The organism is Kribbella sp. NPDC004536 (assembly GCF_042873835.1).
GTDB lineage: Bacteria > Actinomycetota > Actinomycetes > Propionibacteriales > Kribbellaceae > Kribbella.
Map to the genome: position 1 here is coordinate 1 of NZ_JBIALY010000004.1, position 25,074 is coordinate 25,074.

A 25,074-nucleotide genomic window follows, 5' to 3' on the forward strand; every position below is an offset into this window, starting at 1 on the left:
GGCCTTACCGCTCGACTTGCATGTGTTAAGCACGCCGCCAGCGTTCGTCCTGAGCCAGGATCAAACTCTCCGTTGAAATCTATATGTCAACCACAGCAAAGCTGTGGATAACAGACTACTTTGAGTAGACCCTTTGAACATCAGAAACAAAACCATCACTGGCTTGTCATCCGTATATATTTCAAAGGAATCCGCCATAGACACTGAATGCCTATGGACGGGGTTAATGCATCTTTCGGCATTGACTTTCGGCACGCTGTTGAGTTCTCAAGAATCGGACGCACACCGCGCTTCGCACTTTCGTTTGAAGCTCCGGGGCAACTCGCCCTACTTTACTGTTTCGCTTTCAGCCGGTCAAATCGGCCTTTTCGATCCAGTCTCCCTGCGTGCCTCAGTGTCCGAAACCCGCCGAGGCGTGTTTCGGCTTCCGAGACCTTCAGGGAGTTTGTTGGCGGCCCGGCCGCTTTCGCGTCCTGCGCTTCCGTCCAACAAGAAGAACATTACTGACATTCGTGGTGCGGATGCAAATCGGGGTCCTGGACCGCTGTCCGAGGCTCCCGGCACCCGTCCTCGGCGCCGGTGATCCGGTGCCGAGGGAAGCAGCGCCCGTCCCTCTGGTCACATCACTCACTGGCGTCTCCGCCAGCGACTCTTCCATCATGCCGCACCACACAAGTGGTTTTCGTGCGGCCGGTGGGACGACCAGGTGGGAGCCGGTCGGCCGGCTCCCACCTGTCACGCACCGCACCGTCCAGCAGACGCCTCTCGGCGAGTGGCCGCTCGTAGCGGCTTAGGTTGAGGCCCGGGGTCATGAACCGGACGGCACCAGGTGTAACCGCCCTCCCCCGAGACCTATTCCCGGGTGCACCGGAACTCTCGACCACCCTGCAGCAGGGCCAGTCCCCCATCGCCCACCCGAAGCTCAGCATCGACGCCGGCCGCTGCGAACCGACCCACCGCCAGGGCCTGGAACTGCTGATCGAGGCCACCTGGTACAGGATCGTCGGCCGTGCAGCACAGTGCGGTCCGTCCTAGATGTTGTGGGCGAGAAGCGAGCGCATCCGCTGACGGCCCCACCTGGTACGTAATGCTCAGGGCCCCGACGTTGGCATGCTGCAGGCGCATACCGCCAGGGGTGCGGTCGGCGACTCCCCCGCCCACTACTACACGTCGTGCTAGGCCTCTTCGCAGTCCGTTGGCTGCCCAAGAGGCGCCGGGGGGCGTGGCTACCGCGAGGGTCGCGGGGCCGAGCAGTCGATCTTCGGGTTGGCGCCGACGTAGTTGAGCGGGCCGGCGACGATCGTCACCAGGGTCGTACCGACTCTGGCGCAGGTCGCGCTGGATCCGGCGAAGTAGTTCCGCTGCGCGGCGGCCGCCAAGCCGATGACCAGCCACACGATGACGATGACCGCGATCGCGCGGGACCCGGTCGTTGAAGCTCTACGAGTGCGCATGTCTACCTCCGAGGTCGGCGCACCCCCGTGTGAACGCTCCACCGGTGCCCGCGGCCAGATGCGCGGAAACTCAGCGTTCGCGGAACTCGTAGTACGGCTTGATGTGTTTGTTGACGTAGCCGCCGATGCTCGGTGCGGCCAGCAGTGCCGCATAGGTCGGCTGCGGTACGTCGAAGTACTGGTAGATGTAGCCGTTCACGTACTCGAGTTCCAGCGTGCCGTCGGACCACCCGACCGATCGCACACTCGACGAGTTCACCGGGCGTCGCCTCATCCGCGGCTCCTTCCGCGCTCACGCTGCGCCCCAGTCTGCCTGCCGGGGCGGTCAGGGCGACGAAGATCGTTTCGCGGCCTCGCTCTGCAGGCGTGCCAGAGCGCGGGCCAGATCGCCCAGCGCTGCGTTGAGCTGGCTCAGCACCGTGTGGTCGATCGGCACCCGGCGGTCGTCCAGGCCGAGGTTCGCGGCGAACCGCTCGTGTGCGTCGGGTGGTGCCTGGTTGAGGTAGGTGTCGAGGGCCTCCTGCAGATACGGACTGGGCACGAGCTCGGGTCTCTCCCGCCACTTCGTCAGCGTGCGCGGCGAGATCCCGAGCCGCTCCGCGAACGCCTCGTTCGTCATCCGGAGCGCGGTCCGCAGGGCGTGCGCGTGCCGGCCGGTCCACTCGTCGATCACTGTCATCCGGGTCGCTCCTTTGCGAGTCAGTTACTCCCTGCAATGAGAATATGGCGATTCGGTGACCGCCGGTGGGCAGAATTTGTGCGCTGTGGATACCGGTTGAGTTCCTGGTGAGGGCAGGCCTTCGCGAGTTGACTTGGGCCATGGACGAGATCAGCGGACGAACCGCGACGCTGCTGCACAGCACGCAACGGCGTCACCTACGTATGGTCGCCAGATCCGGGCCGCGCCGTTTCCAGCTGTTCCGCCACGAAGACGTGTCCGGTGTCAGCGGTACGGGTGTCGTCGCGGAGGGAGTCGAGTGGAGCGACGGGACCGTCGCGCTGCGCTGGGGCGGTTGCTTTCCGACCACCACCGTGTGGCAGGACGGCATCGACGCGCTGCTGACCGTCCATGGACACAACGGCCGGACCACGATCCGCTGGCTGGACAAGTAGCCATGCGGATCGGAACGGCTGTGCGTATCGGACCCCGGCGAGGCGGTGCTCCCCTGCAGACAACCCGCCTCGCCGGCCTACTCGGTGAAGAACTGCTCGCGGTATTCCTTGTGCCGCTCCGGATGGCCGTCCTGGCTGTCGGCGCCGGCGTGCCGTGGGACCGGCCGCTGCTCGGAATCCGTCGCCGGGGTGCTCTGGCTCGCCGTGGCGGCCGTCGCGTCCGCCGCGGTCCGAGCCGCCTCGGTGAGTTCTTCGACCGCCGTGCTGAAGGCGAGTTCGGCGCGGGTCGGCCGTTGGCGTTCGATCTCCTCGGCGGCGGTTCGCCGGACCGGGAGATCGTTCGCCGCGGCCGACAGTTCGGCCAACGTGTCGAGAAGGCCGAGCGCGGTCTCGACCTCGCCCGGGTGGTTGACCAGCCACCAGACCGCGGCCGACCCGGGCGTCGCGAACACGTCGTCCTTCAGGTAGGCGCGTTTGTCCTGCTCCATCCGCCGCTCGAGCAGCGTGGTCTGCTCCCGGCGGTGCAGGGCCGCGAGATGCTGGAGATGCTTCTGATCCGGATCGGGCAACCGCAGGCGGATCTCGGTGGCCCAGCTGCGGACCTGCCCTTTCTCGTCCAGCGCAGGCTCACCGAGCAGCGCCGCGAGCCGATGCTGGTTCAGCGACTCCTCCGTCACCTGCTGCCGCGCGGTCAGCGACCGCGCCCGATCCAGCAGCGCGTCGACGGCGACCGCGCCGAGGTCGGCATGACGCGACCCGGACAGAACGGTCGACCACTGCACCACAGCCGAGAAGCTGAACTGGAAGTCCGGCGACGCGGACGGCAACCGCACGTCCGCGACAGTCCTCGACGGCGGTCCGGAGAACACCGGCTCCGGATCCGGCAGTACGACGGAAGGCGCCGGCCGGGCGACGACCGGCCGGGGCTCGTCGGGCTGCTTCCACACCACCGCGAGCAGGACCAGCAGCACCACGATCAGCACCACCGCCGCCCACGCCGGCAGTCCCACGATCAGCGAAACGACGTACAGCACCACGACAATCGCGGCCGCCGTCAGGAGCGTGTTCCGGTGGAGCTTCATGGTGGCGTTCCTTCACCGCGTCGGGCGGAGGTCAACGGGTCGACCAAGGCGCACCCGTCGGCTTCCCCGTCCCCACACCACCCGAGCGACCAGCAACCCAGACCACAGACTGCGCCCCACGACGAGTCCACAAAAAGTCTCCCATCCCTAACCCAAAGTAGCCGTCTCGTGCGTGTCGGCGGCGGAGGGTCAGCCGGTCATGGAGCGGAGGGCTTGGCGGGAGGGGGTCAGGACGACTGGTTTGTAGGGGCAGGGCTTGTCGGTGAGGGTTTCGTAGGCTCGGATGGCTCGGTTGGCGGCGTCCCAGCCCTGCTCGGCGGGGGTGCGGCCGAGGCCGCGGTTGCGGACGAGCGCGCCGTAGAAGGCGGAGCAGAAGACGGTGGCCTCGTACCAGCCGATCACCGTGCTGGTGCCGATGTAGGTGATGTCGTCCTGGATGCAGTCGCGGATGGCGCGTTGCCACTTGCCGATGCCTGTTTTGCAACCGTCGGCGATGACGACGCCGCTGGCGATGCCCCACTGGTGGTCGAGGAACCAGTCGGCCAGGGATTTGAGCGAGACCTGGGTCTCGCCGTCGGTGGAAAGGAAGGACGGTTCCTCGCTGTGGTCACCGTGTGCCATCACGTGCAGCACGGTCGAGGGGGTGGTGAGGGCCGAGAACGCGGTCTCGTGGTCCCGGGTGCGGACGAAGTTCACGTCGAGGTACGGGCGGTCCCAGCCGGCGTTGATGTTGCCGGTGATGCCCTGCACGAAGGTCATCGACGCGTCGAACGAACTGTCCAGACCGAGGTCCACCAGAGTGATCAGCCGGTTCTTCATAAGGCCACCCCTCCAACGCTTTTCAGCAAATCCTCACGACCCGCGGAACCCATCATGAACCACACCTCCGACAGTTCGCGCGGGGGTATCGCGGGGGTGAGACGGCCGTACGGCGTACGGCCGGAAAGGGTGGGTGCGGACCGTGATCGGCCTAGGCTGGCGGGGCAGCGTACGCCGAAGGAGGACACGGATGAGCCAGGTGCCGACAGTCACACTGAGTCACGGATCCGCGATGCCGCGGGTCGGGCTCGGAACCTCGCCGATGAACGACGCGGACGCCGAGCGGGCCGTACGGACGGCGCTCGAGCTCGGGTACCGCCTGATCGACACGGCCGAGAACTACCGCAACGAGGTCGGGGTGGGGCGGGCGCTGAAGGACGTGCCGCGGGACGAGTTGTTCGTGACGTCGAAGTTCAACAAGCGCTGGCACAGCGTCGAGGGGCCGCGGCAGGCGTTCGAGACGAGCGCGGAGCGGCTCGGTGTGGAGTACCTGGATCTGCTGCTCATCCACTGGCCGAATCCGGCGCAGGATCGGTACGTCGACGCGTGGCGTGGGCTGATCGCGCTGCGCGAGGCGGGGTTGGTACGGGCGATCGGTACGTCGAACTTCAAGCCGGCGCACCTGCAACGGCTGATCGACGAGACCGGGGTCGCGCCCGAGGTGAACCAGGTACAGCTCAGCCCGGTGTGGGCGAAGGCGGCCGAACGTGCGTTCCATCGGCAGCACGGGATCGTCACGGAGGCGTGGAGCCCGCTCGGCAAAGGCACGGACCTGTTGCAGCACCCGGCGGTGCAAGACATCGCCAGGGCGCACGGACGCACGCCCGGGCAGGTTGTGCTGCGCTGGGAGACACAGCAGGACGTGGTCCCGATCCCGAAGTCGTCCAACCCACAACGCCTCGCCGAGAACCTCGCGGTGTTCGACTTCGACCTGAGCGACGCGGAGCTGGCCACCCTGGCAGCCCTGGACGGTACGGCGAGGCCGGCCGCGGACTCGGACCGGTCAGGGCACTAGACGCACCGCGGCCCCCGGGGGAAGTGGGAAGTTCCCGGGGGCCGTAGTGCTATCAGCTACTGGTCTCAGCTGCAGCCGGAGGTGCTGCCGCAGCCTTCGCAGACGTAGCAGGAGCCGCTTGGGCGCATCTTGGTGCCGCAGGTGAAGCAGAGCGGGGCGTCGACCGAGGTGCCGGTGATGAGTTCGAGCATCTCGGCGGTGGTGTGGGCCTCGCCCTTGATCGGCTTGGCGGAGACCGCATCGGCCGGCTTCTCGACGGCTTCCACGGTGTCGACGGTGTCAGTGACTGGCTCGACCGACTTCAGCGACTCGGCCTCGGACACCTCGACCGGAGCCGGCTCGTACGACCCGGTGTCGAGCTGCCGGGACCGCTCCTCCGCGGAGTAGATGCCCAGGGCGGCCCGCTCGTCGAACGGCAGGTAGTCCAGGGCCAGGCGGCGGAAGATGTAGTCCATGATCGACTGCGCCATCCGGACGTCCGGGTCGTCGGTCAGACCGGCCGGCTCGAACTTCAGGTTGGTGAACTTCTGGACGTAGGTCTCCAGCGGTACGCCGTGCTGCAGGGCGATCGAGATCGCGATCGAGAACGCGTCCATCACACCGGCGAGCGTCGAACCCTGCTTGCCCATCTTCAGGAAGACCTCGCCCAGACCGTCGTCCGGGTAGGAGCCGGCGGTCATGTAACCCTCGGCGCCACCGACCGTGAACGACGTGGTCCGCGACGGGCGCGACTTCGGCAGGCGCTTGCGGGTCGGCCGGTACTCGATGATCTTCTCGACGATCTTTTCGGCAACGGCAGCCTCGGCCTCGACGGCCTCGGAGGCCTTCTTCGCCTTCGCGTCCGCCAGCGGCTGGCCGACCTTGCAGTTGTCGCGGTACACCGCGAGCGCCTTCAGGCCGAGCTTCCAGCCCTGGAAGTAGACGTCGGCGATCTCCTCGACCGTCGCGGTCTCCGGCAGGTTCACGGTCTTCGAGATCGCGCCGGACAGGAACGGCTGCGCGGCCGCCATCATCCGGACGTGGCCCATCGGCTTGATGGCCCGCTCGCCCATCGCGGTGTCGAAGATCTCGTAGTGCTCCGGCTTCAGGCCCGGGGCGTCGACGACGTGGCCGTTCTCCGAGATGTACTCGACGATCGCCTCGATGGTCTCCTCGGTGTAGCCGTACTGCCGCAGCGCCCGCGGGACCGTGGTGTTGACGATCTGCATCGAGCCGCCGCCGACCAGCTTCTTGAACTTGACCAGCGAGAAGTCCGGCTCGATGCCGGTGGTGTCGCAGTCCATCATGAAGCCGATGGTGCCGGTCGGTGCGAGCACCGAGGCCTGCGCGTTCCGCCAGCCGTTCTTGGTACCGATCTTCAGTACGCCCTCCCACGCCGCGGTGGCGTGCTGCTGGACGTCCTTGTCGATCTCGTGGATGGTCCGGATCGCGTCGTTGGCCGCGGCGTGCTTGCGCATCACCCGGGTGTGCGCGTCCTTGTTCCGCTCGAAGCCGTCGTACGCGCCGACGATGCCGGCCAGCTCCGCGGAGCGCTTGTACGACGTACCGGTCATCAGCGAGGTGATAGCGCCCGCCAGTGCGCGACCACCGTCGGAGTCGTACGCGTGGCCGGTCGCCATCAGCAGTGCGCCGAGGTTCGCGTACCCGATGCCGAGCTGCCGGTACGCCCGCGTGGTGACGCCGATCGCCTCGGTCGGGAAGTCCGCGAAGCAGATCGAGATGTCCATCGCGGTGATGATCAGCTCGACGGCCTTGACGAACTTCTCCGAGTCGAACAAGTCGTCGTCGCGGAGGAACTTCATCAGGTTCAGCGACGCGAGGTTGCAGGACGAGTTGTCCAGGTGCATGTACTCCGAGCACGGGTTGGACGCGGTGATCCGGCCCGTCTCCGGCGTGGTGTGCCAGTCGTTGATGGTGTCGTCGTACTGCAGACCCGGGTCGGCGCAGGCCCATGCGGCGTGGGCGATCTTGTCGAACAGCGTCCGCGCGTCGACGGTCTCGATCACCGAGTTGTCCAGCCGCGCCCGCAGCCCGAACTCGCCCTTCTCCTCGACCGCGCGCATGAACTCGTCGGAGACCCGGACCGAGTTGTTGGCGTTCTGGTACTGCACGGAGGTGATGTCGCGACCGCCGAGGTCCATGTCGAAGCCCGCGTCCCGCAGGACCCGGATCTTCTCCTCCTCGCGCATCTTGGTGTCGACAAACTCCTCGATGTCGGGGTGGTCGACGTCCAGCACGACCATCTTCGCCGCGCGCCGGGTGGCGCCGCCGGACTTGATCGTGCCGGCCGACGCGTCCGCGCCGCGCATGAAGCTGACCGGGCCGGACGCGGTGCCGCCGGAGGACTGGAGCAGTTCCTTCGAGGAGCGGATCCGGGACAGGTTCAGGCCGGCGCCGGAGCCGCCCTTGAAGATCAGGCCCTCTTCCTTGTACCAGTTCAGGATCGACTCCATCGAGTCGTCCACGGCGAGGATGAAGCAGGCCGACACCTGCTGCGGCGAGGACGTACCGACGTTGAACCAGACGGGCGAGTTGAAGCTGAAGTACTGGTGCAGGAGCAGCCAGGTGATCTCCTGCTCGAACACCTCGGCGTCCTGCGGCGAGGTGAAGTAACCGTGCTCCTCGCCGGCCTTGCGGTAGGTCTTCACGACCCGGTCGAGCAGCTGCTTGAGGCTCCACTCACGGTTGTCGTGACCGAGCGCGCCACGGAAGTACTTGGTGGTGACGATCGTGGAGGCGTTCACGCTCCAGAAGTCGGGGAACTCGACCCCGCGCTGCTCGAAGACGGTCTCGCCGGTCTTCCAGTTCTGCTGGACGACGTCGCGACGCTCCCACGTCACCTCGTCGTAGGGGTGCACGCCCTCGGTGCTGAATACGCGCTCGATGGTGAGTCCCGTGGGCGCGTTCTTCCGCCCGCGGAACCCGGCCGTCGACCGCTTGGTCGACCCCGAGTGGCCGGTCACCGTCTCTGTCATGGTTGCTCCTCGCCCTTCGTCTGTACTGCCGCGGTCTGTCGGGACCGCCCCGTTGGAGTACTGCGTCTACTACTGGAACTTCCGTTCCCCCGGTTTATGTCTGTTGGGCCGGTTCGGTACCTTCCGGCTCCTTCTCGGCCCGGAGCAGCGCGATCTCGGTCTCGAAGTCGTCGGCCGACTCGAACTGCCGGTACACGCTCGCGAACCGCAGGTACGCCACCTCGTCCAGCTCCCGCAGCGGCCCGAGGATCGCGAGTCCGACCTCGTGCGCGGGAACCTCCGGCGAGCCGCCGCCCTTCAGCGCGTCCTCGACCTGCTGGCCCAGGCGCGCGAGCTGGTCGGCGTTCACCGGCCGGCCCTTGCAGGCCTTCCCGACCCCGTTGATGACCTTCTCGCGGCTGAACGGCTCGGTCGCGCCGGAGCGCTTCACGACCGTGAGCTGCATCTGCTCGACGGTGGTGAACCGCTTCTCGCAGACCGGGCACTGCCGGCGGCGGCGGATCGCTCCGCCGTCCTCGGCCACCCGGCTGTCGACCACGCGGGAGTCGGCGTGCCGGCAATACGGACAGTGCACGACGAATCACTTCCTCCCGTGACCATCCCTGGGGATGGATTGTGGATCGGCCTGGGGACAACCTGTGTAGAACCTGTGTGCAACCAACCACTACCTGTGGAAAATTACACCCGTGTAACCACTACATCTAGGGATCCTAGATCGCTGCTCCGACAGTTTGCAAGCACGCTCGGCATCGCCCGCGTTGCCCGCGCGTGTCACAGGTTCCAACACCCGCGCGGACCCGTGTACTCCCGCGTGGCGCCGCCGCGACGGCCGTTTCGAGGCGCAAACTACGGCCGGCACAGGCCGCTGCCCGGGCCTCCGGCGGGATAAGGTTCTGCCTGGTTCCTGGGAGGATGTGGTGAGCGTGACCGAACCGGTCGCAGAGCATACGCAGCACGGCTACATCGGCGACAAGGACGCGTATCTGCGGCGGTTGAAGCGGATCGAGGGCCAGGCCCGCGGCCTGCAGCGGATGGTCGAGGACGAGAAGTACTGCATCGACATCCTCACCCAGGTCTCGGCGATGACGAAGGCGCTGGAATCGGTCGCCCTCGGCCTGCTCGAGGACCACTTGGCGCACTGCGTCGTGGACGCCGCGGCGGCCGGTGGACCGGAGGCCGACGCGAAGATCAAGGAGGCCTCCGCCGCGATCGCCCGGCTGGTGCGCTCGTGACCACCCGCAAGCCGGTGGTTCTCGACGTCGACACCGGTCTGGACGACGCGTGCGCGTTGCTGCTCGCGGGCCGGCATGCCGGTCTCGACCTGAAAGCAGTGACCTGCGTCGGCGGGAACGTCGGGATCGACGACGTCGTCCGCAACACGCTGACGGTGCTCGACGCAGCGGGACGTCCCGACGTACCGGTGGCCCGCGGTGCTGCCGTACCGCTGATCCAGCCGGTGCGGCCGGCCCGGCATGTACACGGCGCGGACGGGCTCGGTGACCTCGACTGGCCGCGGTCGACGCGCCCGACGGATCCGCGGCACGCGATCGAGTTGCTCCGGGACGTACTGCGGGACGCTGCCACCACCGGCGAGCTGATCACGCTGATCCCGCTGGCGCCGTTGACGAACATCGCACTGCTGCTGCGTACGTACCCCGAGGCCGCGGCCGGCCTGAAGGAGATCGTCTTCATGGGCGGCTCCGCGGGCAGCGGGAACGCGACCGCGTCCGCTGAGTTCAACATCTGGACCGATCCGGAGGCGGCCGCGATCGTCCTCAAGTCGGCCGACGACCTCGGCATCCCGGTGACGATGTACGGGCTGGACGTCTTCTACGACGTCGTCGTCACGCTGGAGCAGGCCCGCGGGCTGAGCGGTTCGCCGTCGGCGGAGCTGGCGTGCAAGCTGATCGAGAAGCGCAGCGAGCGGTACCAGTCGGACGGCGGGAGCATCGGCGACGGCGGGGCCGTGTGCGCGGTGATCGATCCGTCGGGGCTGACCACGCAGCGGCACCCGGTCCGCGTCGAACTGTCCGGCGGCTGGTCGCGCGGGCGGACAATCGTGGACACCCGGGACGAGGTCGACCAGGCGAACGACATCCAGGGCCGGGCGCCGGTGGTCAGCGTCGCGACGGCGGTGGACGCGAAGCGGTACGCCGACCTGTGGCTGGCGACCGTCAGGTAACCAGCCGCGCGCGGACGCCGTACAGGAAGAGATTGAGGCCCTCCGCGAAGAGGTCGTCGGTCAACTCCGCGACGACAGCCGCGAGCGACCAGCGGGCAGTGACCTCGAAGACGTGCCGCGCGGTTGGTTCCGGTATGCCGATGCGGACGAGGGACTCGATCTGGGCGCGGACCAGTTCGGCGCGCGAACCTTCGCCGCGGTCGCGGTCCGGCGTGGCCTTCGCCTGGATCAGGCCGGCGAGTCCGGGATGCTCGGCGTAGAACCTTCGCAGTTCGAGGGAGCCGGATCTGGTCAGCTCGATCCACTCGTCGACGGTCCGCAGTTGGTCGTACGCCGTGGTATCCGCGGTGAACTGGTCGAACGCGTTCCGGGCGACCAGGTCGAGGAGTTCGGACTTGTTGTGGACGTGGTGGTAAAGCGACGGGGCGCGGACGTGCAGTCGTTCCGCGACGGCGCGCATCGTGAGGCCGTCGACGCCGGCTGTGCGGATGACGGTCAGGGCTGCGTCGGCGATCGCGGTTGTGGTGATGCCAGCCGCTGCGTGGGACGAAGGATCGCGTCTGGTCACGGAATCTCGTTGTCGTCGGTGGACGGTGGAGCTACTGTCTAACAGCATTAGACAATAGCTCGAAGGATGGCACTGTGACTGGATTTCGACCCGCGTACCCGCTGCTGACCGAGCGGCTGGAGCTGCGGCCGCACCGGATGGACGATCTGGACGACTTGTACGCGTTCCATTCGCGGCCGGAGGTGGTGCGGTACACGCCGTGGCCGGTGCGGGATCGCGAGGAGACGCGGGTCGCGCTGGAGCGGAAGCTGCCGCAGGGTGCGCTGACCGAGCCGGGTCAGTGGCTGGTTCTGGCGATCGAGCTGCGGGAGACCGGGACCGTGATCGGCGAGGTACTGCTGAAGTGGGCCAGCGCGGAGGATCGTCAGGGGGAGATCGGGTTCGCGCTGCACACCGACTACCAGGGCAAGGGGCTCGCGGCGGAGGCTGCGCGGGAGATCCTGCGGGTCGGCTTCGAGGAACTCGGGCTGCACCGGATCGTGGCGATCCTCGACGATCGGAACACACCGTCGGCTCAGCTGCTCGAGCGGCTCGGGATGCGACGCGAGGCGCACCACCTGGAAGCACTGCAGTTCAAGGGCGAATGGGCGAACGAGTACGTCTACGCACTGCTCGCGAGCGAGTGGCGCGCGAGGCTCGGCTGACGGAACGTGCTCCGCCGGCGCGGGGACTCGGCTCGCGCGGCGTGCCTCGTCGGCGCGGGGGCTTGGCTCGCGCGGCGTGCCTCGTCGGCGCGGGGGCTTGGCTCGCGCGGCGTGCCTCGTCGGCGCGGGGGCTTGGCTCGCGCAGCGTGCCTCGTCGGCGCGGGGCGCTTGGCTCGCGCGGCGGGCGTAGGTGCGCGGCGGGCATGGCTGGCGCGGCCGGGCTTGGTCGGCGTGGCGGGCTTGGCTGATCAGCCGGCGATGGGGATCTGGAGGGTTTGGCCGGGGGTGATGTCGGCGGGGGTGGCGAGGTTGTTCACCTTGGCGATCTTCTCGACGACGATCGTCGGGTCCTGGCCGGGGTTGGTCGACTCGGCGATCGACCAGAGGGTCTGACCGGGGGCCACCTGGACCGGGACGGTGTGGGTGAAGTGCGGGCCGGGCTCGAGGACGCCGGCAACGCGGAGGCCGAGGACCAGGACCGCGGCACCGAAGACCAGGACCGAGACCGCGGTCAGCAGCATGCGGCCGCGGCGGGTGAGGCGGAGCGTCGGCTCGGGCCGTTCCTCGACGCGGCGGCCGAGCGACTCCCCGGAGCAACCGCGGACCGGCATCCGGTCGGTGGTCACGCCGTCGATCCGCGGCCGCTTCCGGGGCACGGCGACCGGCGCCGCCGTCCGCTCCACGGGAGCCGGGACAAGCCTCAGGTTCGGCTCGGCCTTGTGCGAGCGGCGCGGGGCCAGGGAGTCGGCCGCTACGGCTGCTGTGCTCATCGGATCCTCCAGCTCGGTCAGTGCGCGTTCGTCGGTGTCTGGTCCTGTCTATCGGCCGCCTCCGACAGTTTCTGAAGGAGCAACCTGTTCGACCGGCCCGAACACTTGTTCGATCGAACGTCTGTACGAATGATTAACCGACAACCACCCGTCGCGCAACCACTTCCAACCAGGACACGCCCAGGAAATTCCCTGCCGCCGCAGCTGCCCGCGCACGCCTTATAACCCGACACCCGAACAAACTTGCGAACCGACACGCCTTCGAACAGATGTTTGAAGAATCTCAGAATTCGGTCTACGGTCGACTCAGTCGAGCAAGCAACGGCTGGTGCGTGATCGCCGGCCCGACCCGAGGAGCAACCACCGATGGCCAGGACGCCGAGCGGATCCAGCAAGGACCAGGGCAGCGGAGCCGTGGACAAGGACCGGACCGTCGCCGAGCTGCCGGACGGACCGGCCGACGCGACCGGCCTGACCCCGCGACAGCGCCGCGTGCTGGACGTGATCCGCGACTCGGTCGACAGCCGCGGCTACCCGCCGTCGATGCGCGAGATCGGTGAGCGGGTCGGCCTGACCAGTTCGTCCTCGGTGTCGCACCAGCTCCGCGTGCTCGAGCAGAAGGGCCTGCTCCGCCGCGACCCGAACCGGCCGCGCGCGATCGAGGTCCGCTACCCCGGCGAGGTCGACGCGGCCGCGAAGCGGACGGCCCTCGGTTCGGTCCGGCAGACGACGTACGACGAGACCGGTGCCGGCGACGCGCACCCGGACGCGGCCTACGTGCCGGTGGTCGGCCGGATCGCCGCCGGTGGGCCGATCCTGGCCGAGCAGGAGATCGAAGAGGTCTTCCCGTTGCCGAAGGCAATGGTCGGCGAGGGCACGCTGTTCATGCTGAAGGTCAAGGGTGAGTCGATGATCGAGGCAGCCATCTGCGACGGCGACTGGGTGGTCGTCCGGCAGCAGCCGACCGCGGAGAACGGCGACATCGTGGCCGCGATGATCGACGGCGAGGCGACCGTGAAGACGTTCAAGAAGACCAAGTCCGAGATCCTGCTGCTGCCGCACAACCCGGCGTTCGAGCCGATCGACGGGAAGGACGCGACCATTCTCGGAAAGGTCGTAACAGTTCTGCGCCGTGTCTGACATATCGGACGGCGAGCGAACTCCGGCGTGACGTGTCAGCATTGAGTCATGACGACTGTCTATGACTTCAGCGCGCGGCGGATCGAAGGCAATGAACAGTCTCTTGCCGATTTCCGCGACCAGGTGCTCCTGGTGGTGAACGTCGCATCCCAGTGCGCACAGACCCCGCAGTACACCGGCCTGCAGAAGCTCTACCGGACCTACCGCCGGCAGGGCTTCGCAGTGCTTGGTTTTCCCTGTGACCAGTTCGGTCATCAGGAGCCCGGTGACGAGAACGAGATCGCCAACTTCTGCTCGACGATCTACCACGTCACGTTCCCGATGTTCGCCAAGATCGACGTCAACGGATCGAAGACGATCCCCTTGTACAACTGGCTGAAGCGGGAGCAGGGCGGCCTGCTCGGCGGCCGGATCAAGTGGAACTTCACCAAGTTCCTGGTCGGCCGCGACGGTGGGGTGATCAGCCGCTACGCGCCCACCCACGCGCCGGAGAAGCTGGCCGACAAGATCGAGGCGGCACTGGCCGTTCCGGCACCGTCGCCGAAAACCAACGACTGACAAACTCCCGAAATGCTGCGACAGTTGAACAGAAAGCGTCGCAGCGACCCGCGATATTCACCGCATTTCGAACAATTCGGCCGGCCAGCATGTCGGCGTGAAATGTATTCAGCCGCGGTCGGCGCGGACTGATTCCGGGTCGATGTCGAGGCGCAGACCGCGCCAGACCGGATGCCGCAGCCGGCCGTCACCGGCCCAGCCGGAATAGGTGACCTCGGCGACCAGGACCGGGTCCAGCCAGTGCGCGCGCCGCCGGTCCGTGGCCGGGATGCCGGCCGGATCGAACGCGGGCCGGTCGATCTCGAGCCCGGTCAGCTCGGCGCTCAGCATGTCGAGCGTCGCGAAGTCGAGCCCGGAGCCGACCTTGCCGATCAGCACCAGGTCGTCGCCCTCGTACGCCCCGCAGTAGAACGAACCGATCTTGCCTTCCCGGTTGCCCTCCCCCGGATGCCAACCGCACAACACGACGTCGCGCGTCAGCACCGGTTTGATCTTGATCCAGTCCGAGCTGCGCCGGCCGGGCAGGTACCGCGACTTGCGGCGCTTCGCGACAACCCCCTCGAGCCCTTGTACAGCAGACTGTTCGAGCGCGGCGTCGCCGTCGGCCAACGCGGGCGGCACCTCCCAGAACGGGTCGCCGAGGTCGAGCGAGTCGAGCAGCCCACGCCGTTGGTCGTACGTTGCCTCTAGCAACCACTTGCCGTCGAAGCGGAGCACGTCGAAGAGCCGGACCGAGACCGGTACGTCGGTGATCAGGTGCCGGAGTTGGCGTGGGTCGCGGACGTGCATGCGCCGCTGCAACAGGCCGAACGACGGCGCGCCGTGCTCGTCGAGCGTGACGATCTCGCCGTCCAGTACGGCGGGCAGCCGCAATCCCGGCGCCGCCGACAGGCCGACGAGCTCCGGGTACCCACCGGACACATCGTGGCTGTTCCGCGACCACAGTCGGCAGACACCGTCGTCGACCTCGGCGATGACGCGGATACCGTCCCACTTGAGCTCGTACGACCAGCCGGCGCCGGTGGGCATCTCCCCCAACGCCGCCATCATCGGCAGCACCGGCGGACCGGTCACTGGGCTCATGAAGCCATCATGCCGTCTGCAGCCGCTTCAGGGCGCCAAGCACCTTCTCCCGGTCGGCAGTCGGCCACATCGGCGGCAGCGACGCACGCAGGAATCCGCCGTACCGCTGGGTGACGATGCGGGGGTCGAGGATCGCGACCACGCCGCGGTCCGTGCTGCGGCGGATCAGGCGGCCGGTGCCCTGCGCGAGCAGCAGGCCGGCGTGGGTCGCGGCGACCGCCATGAAGCCGTTGCCACCGGCCTCGTCGACGGCGCGTTGCCGGGCCGCCATCAGCGGCTCGTCGGGGCGCGGGAACGGGATCCGGTCGATGATCACCAGGTTGCAGGTCGAGCCCGGTACGTCGATGCCCTGCCAGAGCGACAGCGTGCCGAACAAGGAGGTTTCCGGGTCCTCGACGAACTCGCGGGACAGCTCGGCGAGCTGCGCATCCCCCTGACAGAGCACTTTGAGGTCGGTTGCCTCGCGGACCGCGGCCGTTGCCGCCTCGGCCGCGCGCCGCGACGAGAACAGGCCGAGCGTCCGCCCACCGGCCGCCGTGATCAGGTCGACGATCTCCTCGAACTGCTTCTTGCCCAGCCCGTCGCGATGCGGCGGCGGCAGGTGCTTGGCGACGTACAGAATCGCCTGCTTCTCGTACTCGAACGGGGAGCCGACGTCGAGGCCGCGCCACGGCAGCGGTCCGCGCTCGTCGGCCTCGTCGAGCTCCGGCATCTCGTCGTCGTCGTCGAGCTTGTCGGACGGCCGAAGACCGACCTGGCGGGCGATCGCGTCGAAGTCCCCGCCGAGTGTCAGCGTCGCGGACGTGAGGATCGCCGTACGATCCCGGAGCACGAGCTCGCGGAGCAGGCCGGCGACGGTCAGCGGGGCGATCCGGAGCTCGCGGCCGAAGCGGTCGCGGTCGACCATCCAGACCACGTCGGCATCGCTCAGCGCGGCGACCCGCTCGGCGACGTCGAAGATCTCCTTCACCGCGCCCTTCGACTGCCGCTTGGCGCCGTCCGGGTCGTCGTCCTTGTCGTCGGACTTCTTGTTCAGGTCGGAGTACATGGCGCGGGCCGCGTCGCGGACCAGTGCGGCCGCCTCGAGGACAGGTCCGTTGGACGGCTCGATCCGGCCCTCCCGGGTGCCGTCGAGCGCGGCGCGGAGGGCGTCCGAGGCATCGATCAGGTCGTCGGCCTTGTCGTCGTCGACGAACCGGCGGCCGCGCTTGGCGGCGCGCTCGACCAGCTGCGGCGAGAGCTCGTCGCCCGCGGCGCCGGTGACGCGCGCGGGCAACTCGTGCGCCTCGTCGACGATCACGACATCGTGCTCGGGCAGGACGATCCGGTTCTCGAAGGCGTCGATCGAGAGCAGCGCATGGTTCGTGATGATGATGTCGGCCTTGCGGGCCTCTTCCTTCGCCTTCTCCGCGAAGCACTCCTCGCCGTACGGGCATTTCTCGGCGCCGAGGCACTCGCGGGCGGCGATGGAGACCTGCTGCCACGCCTGGTACTGGTGGGAGGGTGCGTGGTCGCGGTCGCCGGCCGCGCCGTCGGCGAGCTGCTGCTCGGCCCACTCGCGAAGCTCGACGACCTGGCGGCCGACCTCGCCCGCCGGCGGGATGTCGATCAACATGCCGTCCTCGTCCGGCGCGCCCTCGCGGATCCGGTGCAGGCAGGCGTAGTTGTTCCGCCCCTTCTGGATCGCGTACTTCGGCCGCCGTGGCAGGAGCTTCTCGGTCGCGTCGAGCAGCGCCGGCACGTCGCGGTCGACGAGCTGGGACTGCAGCGCGAGGGTCGCCGTCGAGACGACCACGCGGCGGTCCTCGATCGCGTGCACGAGCGCGGGCACCAAGTACCCCAGGGACTTGCCGGTGCCGGTGCCGGCCTGGACGAGCAGATGCGATCCCTCGTGCATCGCGGTGTCCACGGCTTGCGCCATCTCCACCTGCCCGGGCCGAGTCTGTCCGGCGATCCCGGACACGGCAGCTTCCAGCAGTTCCCGCACATCGACACCCACCGCCACACCCTAGCCCGCGGGACGGACAGATTTCGTCCGGCGGGCGGCGGGGTGTGGATAACTAGACGACCGCCCCGCGGTCGGGCTGGGCGTCGCGGTCGACCTGGACGCGCTTGGGGCGCGGCGGCGGAGCCGGGTAGCGGCGTTCGAGCTCCAGCAGCAGCGGCGCCGCGGTCAAGTTCGAGGAGTACGTACCGACGACGATGCCGAGCAGCAGCGCCAGCGCGAAGTCGGCCAGCGAGTCGCCGCCGAGGAACAGCAGTGCGCTCAGGATGAACAGTGTCGAGATACCGGTGTTGATGGTCCGCGGCAGCACGTTCACGATCGCGGTGTCGATGATGTTGGCGAGGTTGCCGGTGGAGCGGGCGCTGCGGGTCTCGCGGATCCGGTCGAAGACCACCACCGAGTCGTTCACGGTGTAGCCGATGATGGTCAGGATCGCGGCCAGGAAGATGCCGTCGATCGGCTTCCCCGTCCAGGCGAACACGCCGACGACGACCGCGACGTTCTGGATCAGCGCGAGAACGGCGCCGGCCCCGAACGTCCAACGGAACCTGACGGCGAGGTACGCGAGTTGCGCGAGCAGCGCGATGCCGAGCGCGATCAGGCCCTTGTTCCGCAGCTCCTGGCCGAGGGACGGGCCGATGCTCTCGTTCCGGATCACCTGGGCGTCACCCGCGATCCGGCCGATCGACTCGCGGATCTTCTCCGCCTCGTCGTCGCTGATCGTTCCGGTGCGGACGGTGAAGTCGTCGGTACCGGAGGCCTGTACGACGGCGGTCGGGTACCCGGCCTCGCCGACGGCCGCGCGCGCCTGGTCCGGCGTGATGCGTTGCGCCGTACTGACCTCGAGCAGCCGGCCGCCGGTGAACTCGATGCCGAGGTTCAGGCCGCGGACCGCGACACCGGCGACGCTGACGACGATCGCGACGGCGGTGATGACGAGCCAGCGCTTGCTGTGCTTCATCAGCGACGGCTGCCGCGCCTCGAGCCAGGTCCGTACGCGACCGTGGCCGGCGATCCCGCTCAGCGCCGGGCGACGCAGTACGAATCCGCGGGAGACCGCGAACTCGGCGAACACGCGGGTGACGACGAGCGCGGACAGCATCGACGCGATGACACCGATCGAGAGCGTGACGCCGAAGCCGCGGACGGGGCCGGCAGCCAGGAAGAACAGCAGTCCGGCGGCCAGCAGGGTGGTGATGTTGGAGTCGGCGATCGCGGACAGCGCGTTCTGGAAGCCGCTGCGGAGCGACCGTCGCAGGCCGTCCGTGCGGCCCGCTATGTAGTCCTCGCGGGCGCGTTCGAAGACCAGGACGTTCGCGTCGACGGCCATACCGATGGCCAGTACGAAGCCGGCCAGGCCGGGCAGGGTGAGGGTTGCTCCGATCGCGGTCAGGGCGGCGTACGACATCGCGGCGTACCCGAGCAGACCGAGCACCGCCATCAGGCCGACGAGGCGGTAGACCACGACGATGAACAGCGCGGTCAGCGCGAGGCCGATGATCGCGGCGAGCGCGCTGGCCTGGATCGCGTCCTGGCCGAGCGACGGGCCGACTGTGCGCTGGTCGATGACCTCCACCGGTACAGGGAGGGCGCCGCCGGAGATGAGCGCGGCCAGGTCCTTCGCGTCCTCCTCGGTGAACGCGCCGGAGATCGTGGTGGAGCCGCCGGAGATGCCGAGGTTGCAGAGCTGGTTGCCACCGTTCGGGTCGACCTGCGGGGAGCTGATCACCTCGTTGTCCAGGACGATCGCGATCAGGCGCTGCGGCGTACCGACCGGCTCGCAGGCGGCCTTGCCGGTGATGTTCGCCCAGATCTTGCCGCCGTCGCCCTTGAACTTCATCTGTACGAACCAGCCCTGCGCGACCTGCTGCGGATCGAGCAGTCCGTCGGCGCCGCTGACCATTTCACCGGTCATCGCGGGCTTGGCCAGCCGCAGGAACCCCTGGCCGCTCTCGGGTGCGAGGTAGGTCTCCCCCGCGGCGGGCTTGGCCGGTTTGGTCGCGACCTGGTCGAGGACCTCGTGGAAGGTGAGCTGCGCGGTCTTGCCGATCACCTTCGCGGCTTCGCGCGGGTCCTGTACTCCGGGGAGCTCGACGATGATCCGGTTCTCACCCTGGCGGGTCACGTTCGGCTCGCTGACACCGAGCGCATCGATCCGCCGGTGCAGGACCTGGGTCGCCTTGTCGGTGGTCTCCTTGGTCGCCTTCACGGTCGGCGAGTCCTTCGCCTGAAGGACGATCTGCGTCCCACCGCGCAGGTCGAGCCCGAGTTGTGGTTTCGCGGTCAGCGTGACGTATGTCGACGCCGCCAGCACCAGGAACGCGAGGAGTGCACGGACAAGGGACGACCGGTTCACCGAAGCCTCCGGAGGTGGGCACCCGCAGTACAGGTGTCATGACACAGAGCATCCACGCAGCCGTGGAACGCCCAGTGTACGAACCCCCCACAATCACACAAGCGACCGTGTCGCAACCGTAACAGTCCCCCACCGGCACGACTCGCGGCCCGGATGCCCCCCGGCGGCGACGCGTTCCTTCCGTACCCACCCGCCCCGCGTCGTCAACACATACCCGCCCCGCGTCGTCAGCACATACCCGCCCCGCGTCGTCGGCACATACCCGCCTCGGCGGCCCCAGCACACGGCCACCCCGCGGACATCACGGCACGGCCACGCGCGGACATCAGCACGCGGCAGCCTCCGCCGGCATCGACACAGACCCCGTCTCCCGGGCATCAGCGCACGCCCGGTTCCGAGGTCCCACGCACGCTCGCCTCTGCGGACGCCAGCACTCTGCGGCCCCGCGGACATCAGCCCAGGGTCGCCTCGCGGATGTCAGCTCGCGGCTGCCTCCGCTGACGTTGTCCCCAGGACGTCACCCGATGCCCGCGCGGGCATCGGGTGGAGCGGGTTGGGGAGGATGTTCTTCCCGATCCGGGACAGGATCCTCCCCAACCTCGAGGTCCTAGAGGCGTCGAGCCGGAACAGTTCCATACGTCACGTCGGGGCATCGCAGCAGAGCAACCGAGTCGCATGCGATGCGGTCCGCGGGCAATCACAGCCGCCCCATCACCACCACCCGTTTGCCCACGGACCCCAGCCGAGCAGTCACTCGCGAGCGCCAGCTCGCAAGATGCCGGCGCCAGCCGGCAACACCGCGGCGGTAGCCGCGGACCTCCGGCGGTAGCCGGATGTTCCCCGGCGATAGCCGGAAGCAAATGCTTCGGGCGCAAGCCCGAGGGTGGGTGGGAGCGCGTGGAGCAGCTGCGTCTGAGGAGCGCAGCGACGAAGCTAGCGGCTGCGTAGCGCGCGGGGGGTTTACTCGCCTAGGCCGTTTTCCAGGGCGTAGCGGACTAGTTCGGCTCGGTTGTGTAGTTGGAGTTTTCGCAGGGTGTTTTGGACGTGGTTTTCTACTGTGCGGTGGGAGAGGACCAGGCGGGTGGCGATCTGTTTGGCCGTGAGGCCGCGGGCTACCAGGCGGAGGACCTCGGTTTCGCGGTCCGTCAACTGCGGGACCTCGGGGCCGGTGGCGCCTAGGCGGCGGTACTCGCCGAGGAGCAGTCCGGCGAGGCCGGCGGTGAAGACGGCGTCGCCTTCGGCGGTACGGCGTACGGCGTTGTCGAATTCGTCCGGGGACGCGGACTTCACGAGGTAGCCGGAGGCCCCGTTCTTGACGGCGGCCAGTACGTCGTCCTGCTCGGCGCTCGCCGACAACACCAGGACCCGGGTGTCGGGTAGCGCGGTGGTGATCTCGCGGGTGGCATCGACGCCGGATCCGGTGCCGAGCTGGAGGTCCATCACAACAACATCCGGCCGGGTGGCGAGCGCGATCTTCACCGCGGACGCGACGTCCGACGCGGTCGCGCAGACGTCGTACCCGCGGCTGCCGAGGTCGCGGGCGACGCCTTCGCGCCACATCGGGTGGTCGTCGACGATCATCACGCGAGTCATGATCGGCGGTCCCGCGGCATCAGTACGGTCATATCTTCAGCTCCCATTCGGTTCCTTCGCCGGGGGCGGTGCGGACGGTGACGGTGCCGCCGAGGTCGGTGATGCGGCCGCGGATGGACTGGCTGACGCCTAGGTGACCGTCCACGCGGGCCTGTTCGAGGCGGGCCGGCGTCGTACCGATCCCGTCGTCGCGCACCGACACCACGACCTCGTCCCCCAGCTGTTCGACGACGACCCAGGACCGGGCGTCAGGGCCGGCGTGTTTGGTCACGTTGCTCAGAGCTTCCTTGACCGCGGCAACCAGTTCGACGGCCGTTGGCGACGGCAACAACACAGGGCCGGCGGGTACCACCACGTCGACGCGAGTCGTGGCCAACGGCAACAGCAATCCACACAGGTCAACACGATCCCCGTCGGCGACGGCCGGACGCGCGGACATCAAGGTGCGCAGGGCAACCTCTTGTTCGGCGGCCAGCGTGGCCAGTTCGACCGCTTCGCCGCCGATCGCCGTCCCGCGCCGCTGGACCTGGGCCAGCACCTGCAGTACGCCGTCGTGGATCGAGCGACTGAGCCGCAACCGTTCCGCGGTCGCGCTCTCCGCGGCGATCGCGGACCGCAGCCGCTCCCCCGCCCGGCGCATCGTCGAGGCGGCGTACCCGACGACCAGCCCGGCCACGAGCAGCAGCTGTACGTTGCTGAGGATCTTCGAGACGTTGTCGACCCCGCGGAGCGAGAGCAGCGCGAGGCTGATCGTGGCCGCGCCGAGCAGTCCGCCGTCGCGCCCGCGGGAGATCGCGAGCGCGAGCACAGGCCCGGCCGCCCACACTGAGGTCAGTACGGACGCCCCGGCGCGGATGTCGACCAGCGGCTGCGCCCACAGCGTCGCGTACATGCAGCCGACCGTGACGATCAGGTCCGCGAACGCGAGCCGCGTGTTCCGCCGGCCCCAGCGGATGCTGTAGCCGTACGACGAGACAGCCGTCCACACGCCCATCACCGCGAGCTGGAGCACCGCGCCGTACGGATGCACGATCCCGTCCCACCGCGTCCACACGCCGAACCCCGCGAACGCCCAGGTGATCACCCGGAACACGACCAGCGCACGCCACAACGGCTGCAGCAGGTCCACGGATCGCTCCACGCGGACCAGTCTGCCAAGCGCACGCGCCAGATGCGTGAGCCCTTCTACTCAGACATGCAGGTTTCCCCGCACCTTCACAGGTTTTCCTCAGTTTCCACTTCAGCTCCGCGGATTTTCCCCGTATTCTCGCGCAAACACGCTCGGGGGAGCTACGAACACACTGCGTCATCAAAAACGGAGGGGAATCGTGCGCAAGCTACCCGCCGGGCTGTTCAGCCTGGCCCTGGCGGCGACGACCGGGCTCGGCGTCGCCGCCGCCTCGGCCGGCAGTGCCGCCACACCGCCCAAGGCGCCGATCGCCAGTGAAGTCGCCCCGGCGCCGGACGAGCTGTCCAGCCCGCTCGAGGACAAGCGCCGCGAGCTGCGGCAGGAGGCGCTGACCCAGGTCATCAACGGCCAGGCCAGCCCCGAACAGCGCAACGGCAGTACGGTCGTCAACCTCGGCGCCAAGGCCGCCGGCGCGAAGGGCGTGAAGAACGCCAAGGGCAAGGTCGACCAGTACGTCGAGCTGTCCCGGGAGAAGACCGACCGGATCTTCGTCGTGCTCGCGGAGTTCGGCAACGAGCGGCACCCGAACTACCCGGACAAGGACACCTCACCGAACTTCCCGGGCCCGGCGCGCTTCGACGGCCCGCTGCACAACCAGATCCCGGCCCCGGACCGTTCGGTCGACAACTCGACCGTCTGGCAGGCGGACTACAGCCAGCAGCACTTCCAGGACATGTACTTCGGCAAGGGCAACTCGCTGAAGAGCTACTACGAGAAGCAGTCGTCGGGCCGGTACTCCGTCTCCGGTGAGGTCACCGACTGGGTCAAGGTCAAGTACAACGAGGCCCGGTACGGCCGGTCGAACGGGTACCCGTGCAGCGGCAACGTCTGCAACAACACCTGGAACCTGATCCAGGACGCGGTCAACCAGTGGGTCGCGGACCAGGAGGCGAAGGGCCGTACGAAGGCCGAGATCACCGCGGACCTGAAGTCGTTCGACCAGTGGGACCGTTACGACTACGACGGCGACGGCAACTTCAACGAGCCGGACGGGTACATCGACCACTTCCAGATCGTGCACGCCGGCGGCGACCAGGCCGACGGCGACCCGTGGCAGGGCGAGGACGCAATCTGGTCGCACCGCTGGTACGCGAACTTCGCGGGCGGACCGGCGAACAACCCGAACGGCGGCGCGCAGATCGGCGACACCGGCCTGTACGTCGGTGACTACACGATCCAGCCGGAGAACGGCGGGATCAGCGTTTTCGCGCACGAGTACGGCCATGACCTCGGTCTGCCGGACGAGTACGACACCTCGGGCGCGGCGGTCGAGAACGGCGTGAACTGGTGGACGATCATGTCCCAGAGCCGGGTCAGCAAGCCGTCCGACGGTGGCATCGGCGAGCAGGCGGCCGACTTCAACGCGTGGGACAAGCTGCAGCTCGGCTGGCTGGACTACGAGATCGTGAACGCCGGCCAGAACCGGACCGTCGACCTCGGCCCGCACGAGTACAACTCGAAGAAGGCCCAGGGCCTGGTGGTGACGCTGCCGAAGAAGCAGGTGCAGCACCAGCTCGTCCAGCCGACCACCGGGACGAAGGACTGGTGGAGCGGTCAGGGCAACGACTTCACGCACACGATGAGCCGCCAGGTGACGCTGCCGGCCGGTCAGCCCGCAAGCCTCACGTTCCAGGCGAACTGGGACATCGAGGACTGCGGTACGACGGCCTGCGACTACGCGTACGTCGACGTGAACGACGGCACCGGCTTCAAGACGGTCAAGGGCAACATCACCAACGATGCCGAGGGCAACGGGATCGACGGTAGGAGCAACGGCTGGAAGCCGGCCACGTTCGACCTGTCGGCGTACGCCGGCAAGACGATCACGCTGCAGTTCCGGTACGCCACCGACCCGGCGGCCGGTGGGATCGGCTTCTTCGCCGACGACATCAAGGTGACGTCGGGTACGACCACGGTGGTCGACTCGGGCGCGGAGGCCTCGCCGGAGGGCTGGACGCTCAACGGGTTCAGCTCGGTCGGTTCGTCGTACACGAGCCAGCACGACAACTACTACCTCGCGTCGAACATCAACTACGTCGACTACGACAAGCACCTGCAGACCGGGCCGTACAACTTCGGCTGGGCGAGCACGCTGTCCGACAAGGTCGAACACTTCCCGTACCAGGACGGCCTGCTGATCTGGTACTGGGACACCTCGCAGGGCGACAACAACACCAACGTCCACCCGGGCGAGGGCCTGATCCTGCCGATCGACGCGCACCCGACCCCGATCAACCGGCTGGACGGCCTGCTCTGGCGTCCGCGGGTGTCGGCGTACGACGCGCCGTTCGGACTCGAGAAGGCGGACTCGTTCACCCTGCACGTGAACGGCCAGGCCAGCTACATCCGCGGCCAGAACGCCGTCCCGACCTTCAACGACAGCAAGTCGTACTGGTCCGCGGACCTGCCGACGAGCAGCGTCAAGGTCCCGAACAACGGCATCAACATCAAGGTGCTGTCCAAGACCGGCACCTCGATGAAGGTCCAGGTCAGCAAGCGCAAGTGACGTGAAACGGCCCCCCGAGGAG

22 protein-coding genes and 1 rRNA gene are annotated in these 25,074 nt (G+C 68.1%); 8 read left to right on the top strand and 15 right to left on the bottom strand.

Annotation, left to right across the window (positions count from 1 at the left end; translation table 11 throughout):
- The 4 genes from ACFYRU_RS33210 to ACFYRU_RS33225 all read right to left on the bottom strand — a co-directional run.
- Positions 1-76: ribosomal RNA gene (locus ACFYRU_RS33210) — 16S ribosomal RNA — on the bottom strand; the annotation flags it as partial.
- Positions 77-1,226: 1,150 nt separating this feature from the next.
- A complete protein-coding gene (locus tag ACFYRU_RS33215) occupies positions 1,227-1,454 on the bottom strand; it encodes a hypothetical protein (protein WP_387666093.1) in 228 nt (75 codons plus the stop codon).
- Positions 1,455-1,524: 70 nt separating this feature from the next.
- On the bottom strand, positions 1,525-1,728 hold the full coding sequence (locus tag ACFYRU_RS33220; protein WP_387666095.1) for a KTSC domain-containing protein: 204 nt from the start codon (positions 1,726-1,728) through the stop codon (positions 1,525-1,527).
- Positions 1,729-1,779: 51 nt separating this feature from the next.
- Positions 1,780-2,133: a multiprotein-bridging factor 1 family protein gene (locus ACFYRU_RS33225; protein WP_387666097.1), complete on the bottom strand. Its 354-nt coding sequence runs from the start codon at positions 2,131-2,133 to the stop codon at positions 1,780-1,782.
- Between the two features lie 140 nt (positions 2,134-2,273).
- On the opposite strand from ACFYRU_RS33225, the gene ACFYRU_RS33230 reads away from it, so the two are divergent.
- The gene (locus tag ACFYRU_RS33230) at positions 2,274-2,567 is read left to right on the top strand and encodes a hypothetical protein (protein ID WP_387666100.1); all 294 of its coding nucleotides are present in this window, start codon (positions 2,274-2,276) and stop codon (positions 2,565-2,567) included.
- Between the two features lie 77 nt (positions 2,568-2,644).
- Here ACFYRU_RS33230 and ACFYRU_RS33235 read toward each other — a convergent pair whose 3' ends face one another.
- Together ACFYRU_RS33235 and ACFYRU_RS33240 are read right to left on the bottom strand one after the other, a co-directional pair.
- Positions 2,645-3,649, bottom strand: a complete 1,005-nt coding sequence (locus ACFYRU_RS33235; protein ID WP_387666103.1) for a hypothetical protein — start codon at positions 3,647-3,649, stop codon at positions 2,645-2,647.
- A gap of 189 nt (positions 3,650-3,838) precedes the next feature.
- The gene (locus tag ACFYRU_RS33240) at positions 3,839-4,468 is read right to left on the bottom strand and encodes a hypothetical protein (RefSeq protein ID WP_387666106.1); all 630 of its coding nucleotides are present in this window, start codon (positions 4,466-4,468) and stop codon (positions 3,839-3,841) included.
- A gap of 190 nt (positions 4,469-4,658) precedes the next feature.
- Here ACFYRU_RS33240 and ACFYRU_RS33245 point away from each other — a divergent pair, with 190 nt between their 5' ends.
- Positions 4,659-5,483 carry an aldo/keto reductase gene (locus ACFYRU_RS33245; RefSeq protein ID WP_387666108.1) on the top strand — a complete coding sequence of 275 codons (825 nt, stop codon included), beginning with the start codon at positions 4,659-4,661 and terminating at the stop codon, positions 5,481-5,483.
- Between the two features lie 65 nt (positions 5,484-5,548).
- Here ACFYRU_RS33245 and ACFYRU_RS33250 read toward each other — a convergent pair whose 3' ends face one another.
- The gene (locus tag ACFYRU_RS33250; RefSeq protein ID WP_387666110.1) at positions 5,549-8,458 is read right to left on the bottom strand and encodes a vitamin B12-dependent ribonucleotide reductase; all 2,910 of its coding nucleotides are present in this window, start codon (positions 8,456-8,458) and stop codon (positions 5,549-5,551) included.
- Between the two features lie 94 nt (positions 8,459-8,552).
- Positions 8,553-9,032, bottom strand: a complete 480-nt coding sequence (gene nrdR, locus ACFYRU_RS33255; protein WP_387666112.1) for a transcriptional regulator NrdR — start codon at positions 9,030-9,032, stop codon at positions 8,553-8,555.
- A gap of 343 nt (positions 9,033-9,375) precedes the next feature.
- Here nrdR and ACFYRU_RS33260 point away from each other — a divergent pair, with 343 nt between their 5' ends.
- Both ACFYRU_RS33260 and ACFYRU_RS33265 read left to right on the top strand, forming a co-directional pair.
- Positions 9,376-9,690, top strand: coding sequence for a metal-sensitive transcriptional regulator (locus ACFYRU_RS33260; RefSeq protein ID WP_387666115.1), 315 nt, complete (start codon positions 9,376-9,378; stop codon positions 9,688-9,690).
- Entirely contained in the window at positions 9,687-10,640 is a 954-nt protein-coding gene (locus ACFYRU_RS33265) for a nucleoside hydrolase (protein ID WP_387666117.1), read from the top strand. Before ACFYRU_RS33260 ends, ACFYRU_RS33265 begins: the two co-directional genes overlap by 4 nt.
- Here ACFYRU_RS33265 and ACFYRU_RS33270 read toward each other — a convergent pair.
- Complete coding sequence (locus ACFYRU_RS33270; RefSeq protein ID WP_387666120.1) at positions 10,633-11,208, bottom strand: TetR/AcrR family transcriptional regulator; 576 nt, start codon at positions 11,206-11,208, stop codon at positions 10,633-10,635. The two genes, ACFYRU_RS33265 and ACFYRU_RS33270, sit on opposite strands and share 8 nt — an antisense overlap.
- A gap of 74 nt (positions 11,209-11,282) precedes the next feature.
- Here ACFYRU_RS33270 and ACFYRU_RS33275 point away from each other — a divergent pair, with 74 nt between their 5' ends.
- Positions 11,283-11,852 (top strand): GNAT family N-acetyltransferase, encoded by a 570-nt coding sequence (locus ACFYRU_RS33275; protein ID WP_387666123.1) that lies wholly within the window; start codon positions 11,283-11,285, stop codon positions 11,850-11,852.
- Between the two features lie 248 nt (positions 11,853-12,100).
- Here the strand turns inward: ACFYRU_RS33275 and ACFYRU_RS33280 are convergent, their stop codons facing one another.
- Positions 12,101-12,622 carry a LysM peptidoglycan-binding domain-containing protein gene (locus tag ACFYRU_RS33280; RefSeq protein WP_387666126.1) on the bottom strand — a complete coding sequence of 174 codons (522 nt, stop codon included), beginning with the start codon at positions 12,620-12,622 and terminating at the stop codon, positions 12,101-12,103.
- 366 nt (positions 12,623-12,988) lie between these two features.
- Between ACFYRU_RS33280 and lexA the strand changes: the two genes are divergently transcribed.
- Together lexA and ACFYRU_RS33290 are read left to right on the top strand one after the other, a co-directional pair.
- Positions 12,989-13,762 carry a transcriptional repressor LexA gene (gene lexA, locus ACFYRU_RS33285; RefSeq protein ID WP_387666128.1) on the top strand — a complete coding sequence of 258 codons (774 nt, stop codon included), beginning with the start codon at positions 12,989-12,991 and terminating at the stop codon, positions 13,760-13,762.
- 48 nt (positions 13,763-13,810) lie between these two features.
- Positions 13,811-14,320, top strand: coding sequence for a glutathione peroxidase (locus ACFYRU_RS33290; protein WP_387666131.1), 510 nt, complete (start codon positions 13,811-13,813; stop codon positions 14,318-14,320).
- Between the two features lie 108 nt (positions 14,321-14,428).
- On the opposite strand, the gene ligD is transcribed toward ACFYRU_RS33290, so the two are convergent.
- From ligD to macS, 5 genes are all read right to left on the bottom strand, one after another.
- Positions 14,429-15,403 carry a non-homologous end-joining DNA ligase gene (ligD, locus tag ACFYRU_RS33295; protein ID WP_387666133.1) on the bottom strand — a complete coding sequence of 325 codons (975 nt, stop codon included), beginning with the start codon at positions 15,401-15,403 and terminating at the stop codon, positions 14,429-14,431.
- Between the two features lie 7 nt (positions 15,404-15,410).
- Positions 15,411-17,408 carry an ATP-dependent DNA helicase gene (locus ACFYRU_RS33300; RefSeq protein WP_387666135.1) on the bottom strand — a complete coding sequence of 666 codons (1,998 nt, stop codon included), beginning with the start codon at positions 17,406-17,408 and terminating at the stop codon, positions 15,411-15,413.
- Between the two features lie 55 nt (positions 17,409-17,463).
- The gene (gene secD / locus ACFYRU_RS33305; RefSeq protein WP_387666137.1) at positions 17,464-19,764 is read right to left on the bottom strand and encodes a protein translocase subunit SecD; all 2,301 of its coding nucleotides are present in this window, start codon (positions 19,762-19,764) and stop codon (positions 17,464-17,466) included.
- A gap of 960 nt (positions 19,765-20,724) precedes the next feature.
- Positions 20,725-21,357 carry a response regulator gene (locus ACFYRU_RS33310; protein ID WP_387666140.1) on the bottom strand — a complete coding sequence of 211 codons (633 nt, stop codon included), beginning with the start codon at positions 21,355-21,357 and terminating at the stop codon, positions 20,725-20,727.
- 28 nt (positions 21,358-21,385) lie between these two features.
- On the bottom strand, positions 21,386-22,498 hold the full coding sequence (gene macS, locus ACFYRU_RS33315; protein ID WP_387666143.1) for a MacS family sensor histidine kinase: 1,113 nt from the start codon (positions 22,496-22,498) through the stop codon (positions 21,386-21,388).
- 187 nt (positions 22,499-22,685) lie between these two features.
- On the opposite strand from macS, the gene ACFYRU_RS33320 reads away from it, so the two are divergent.
- Positions 22,686-25,052, top strand: coding sequence for an immune inhibitor A domain-containing protein (locus ACFYRU_RS33320; protein WP_387666145.1), 2,367 nt, complete (start codon positions 22,686-22,688; stop codon positions 25,050-25,052).
- Positions 25,053-25,074 lie beyond the last annotated feature (22 nt).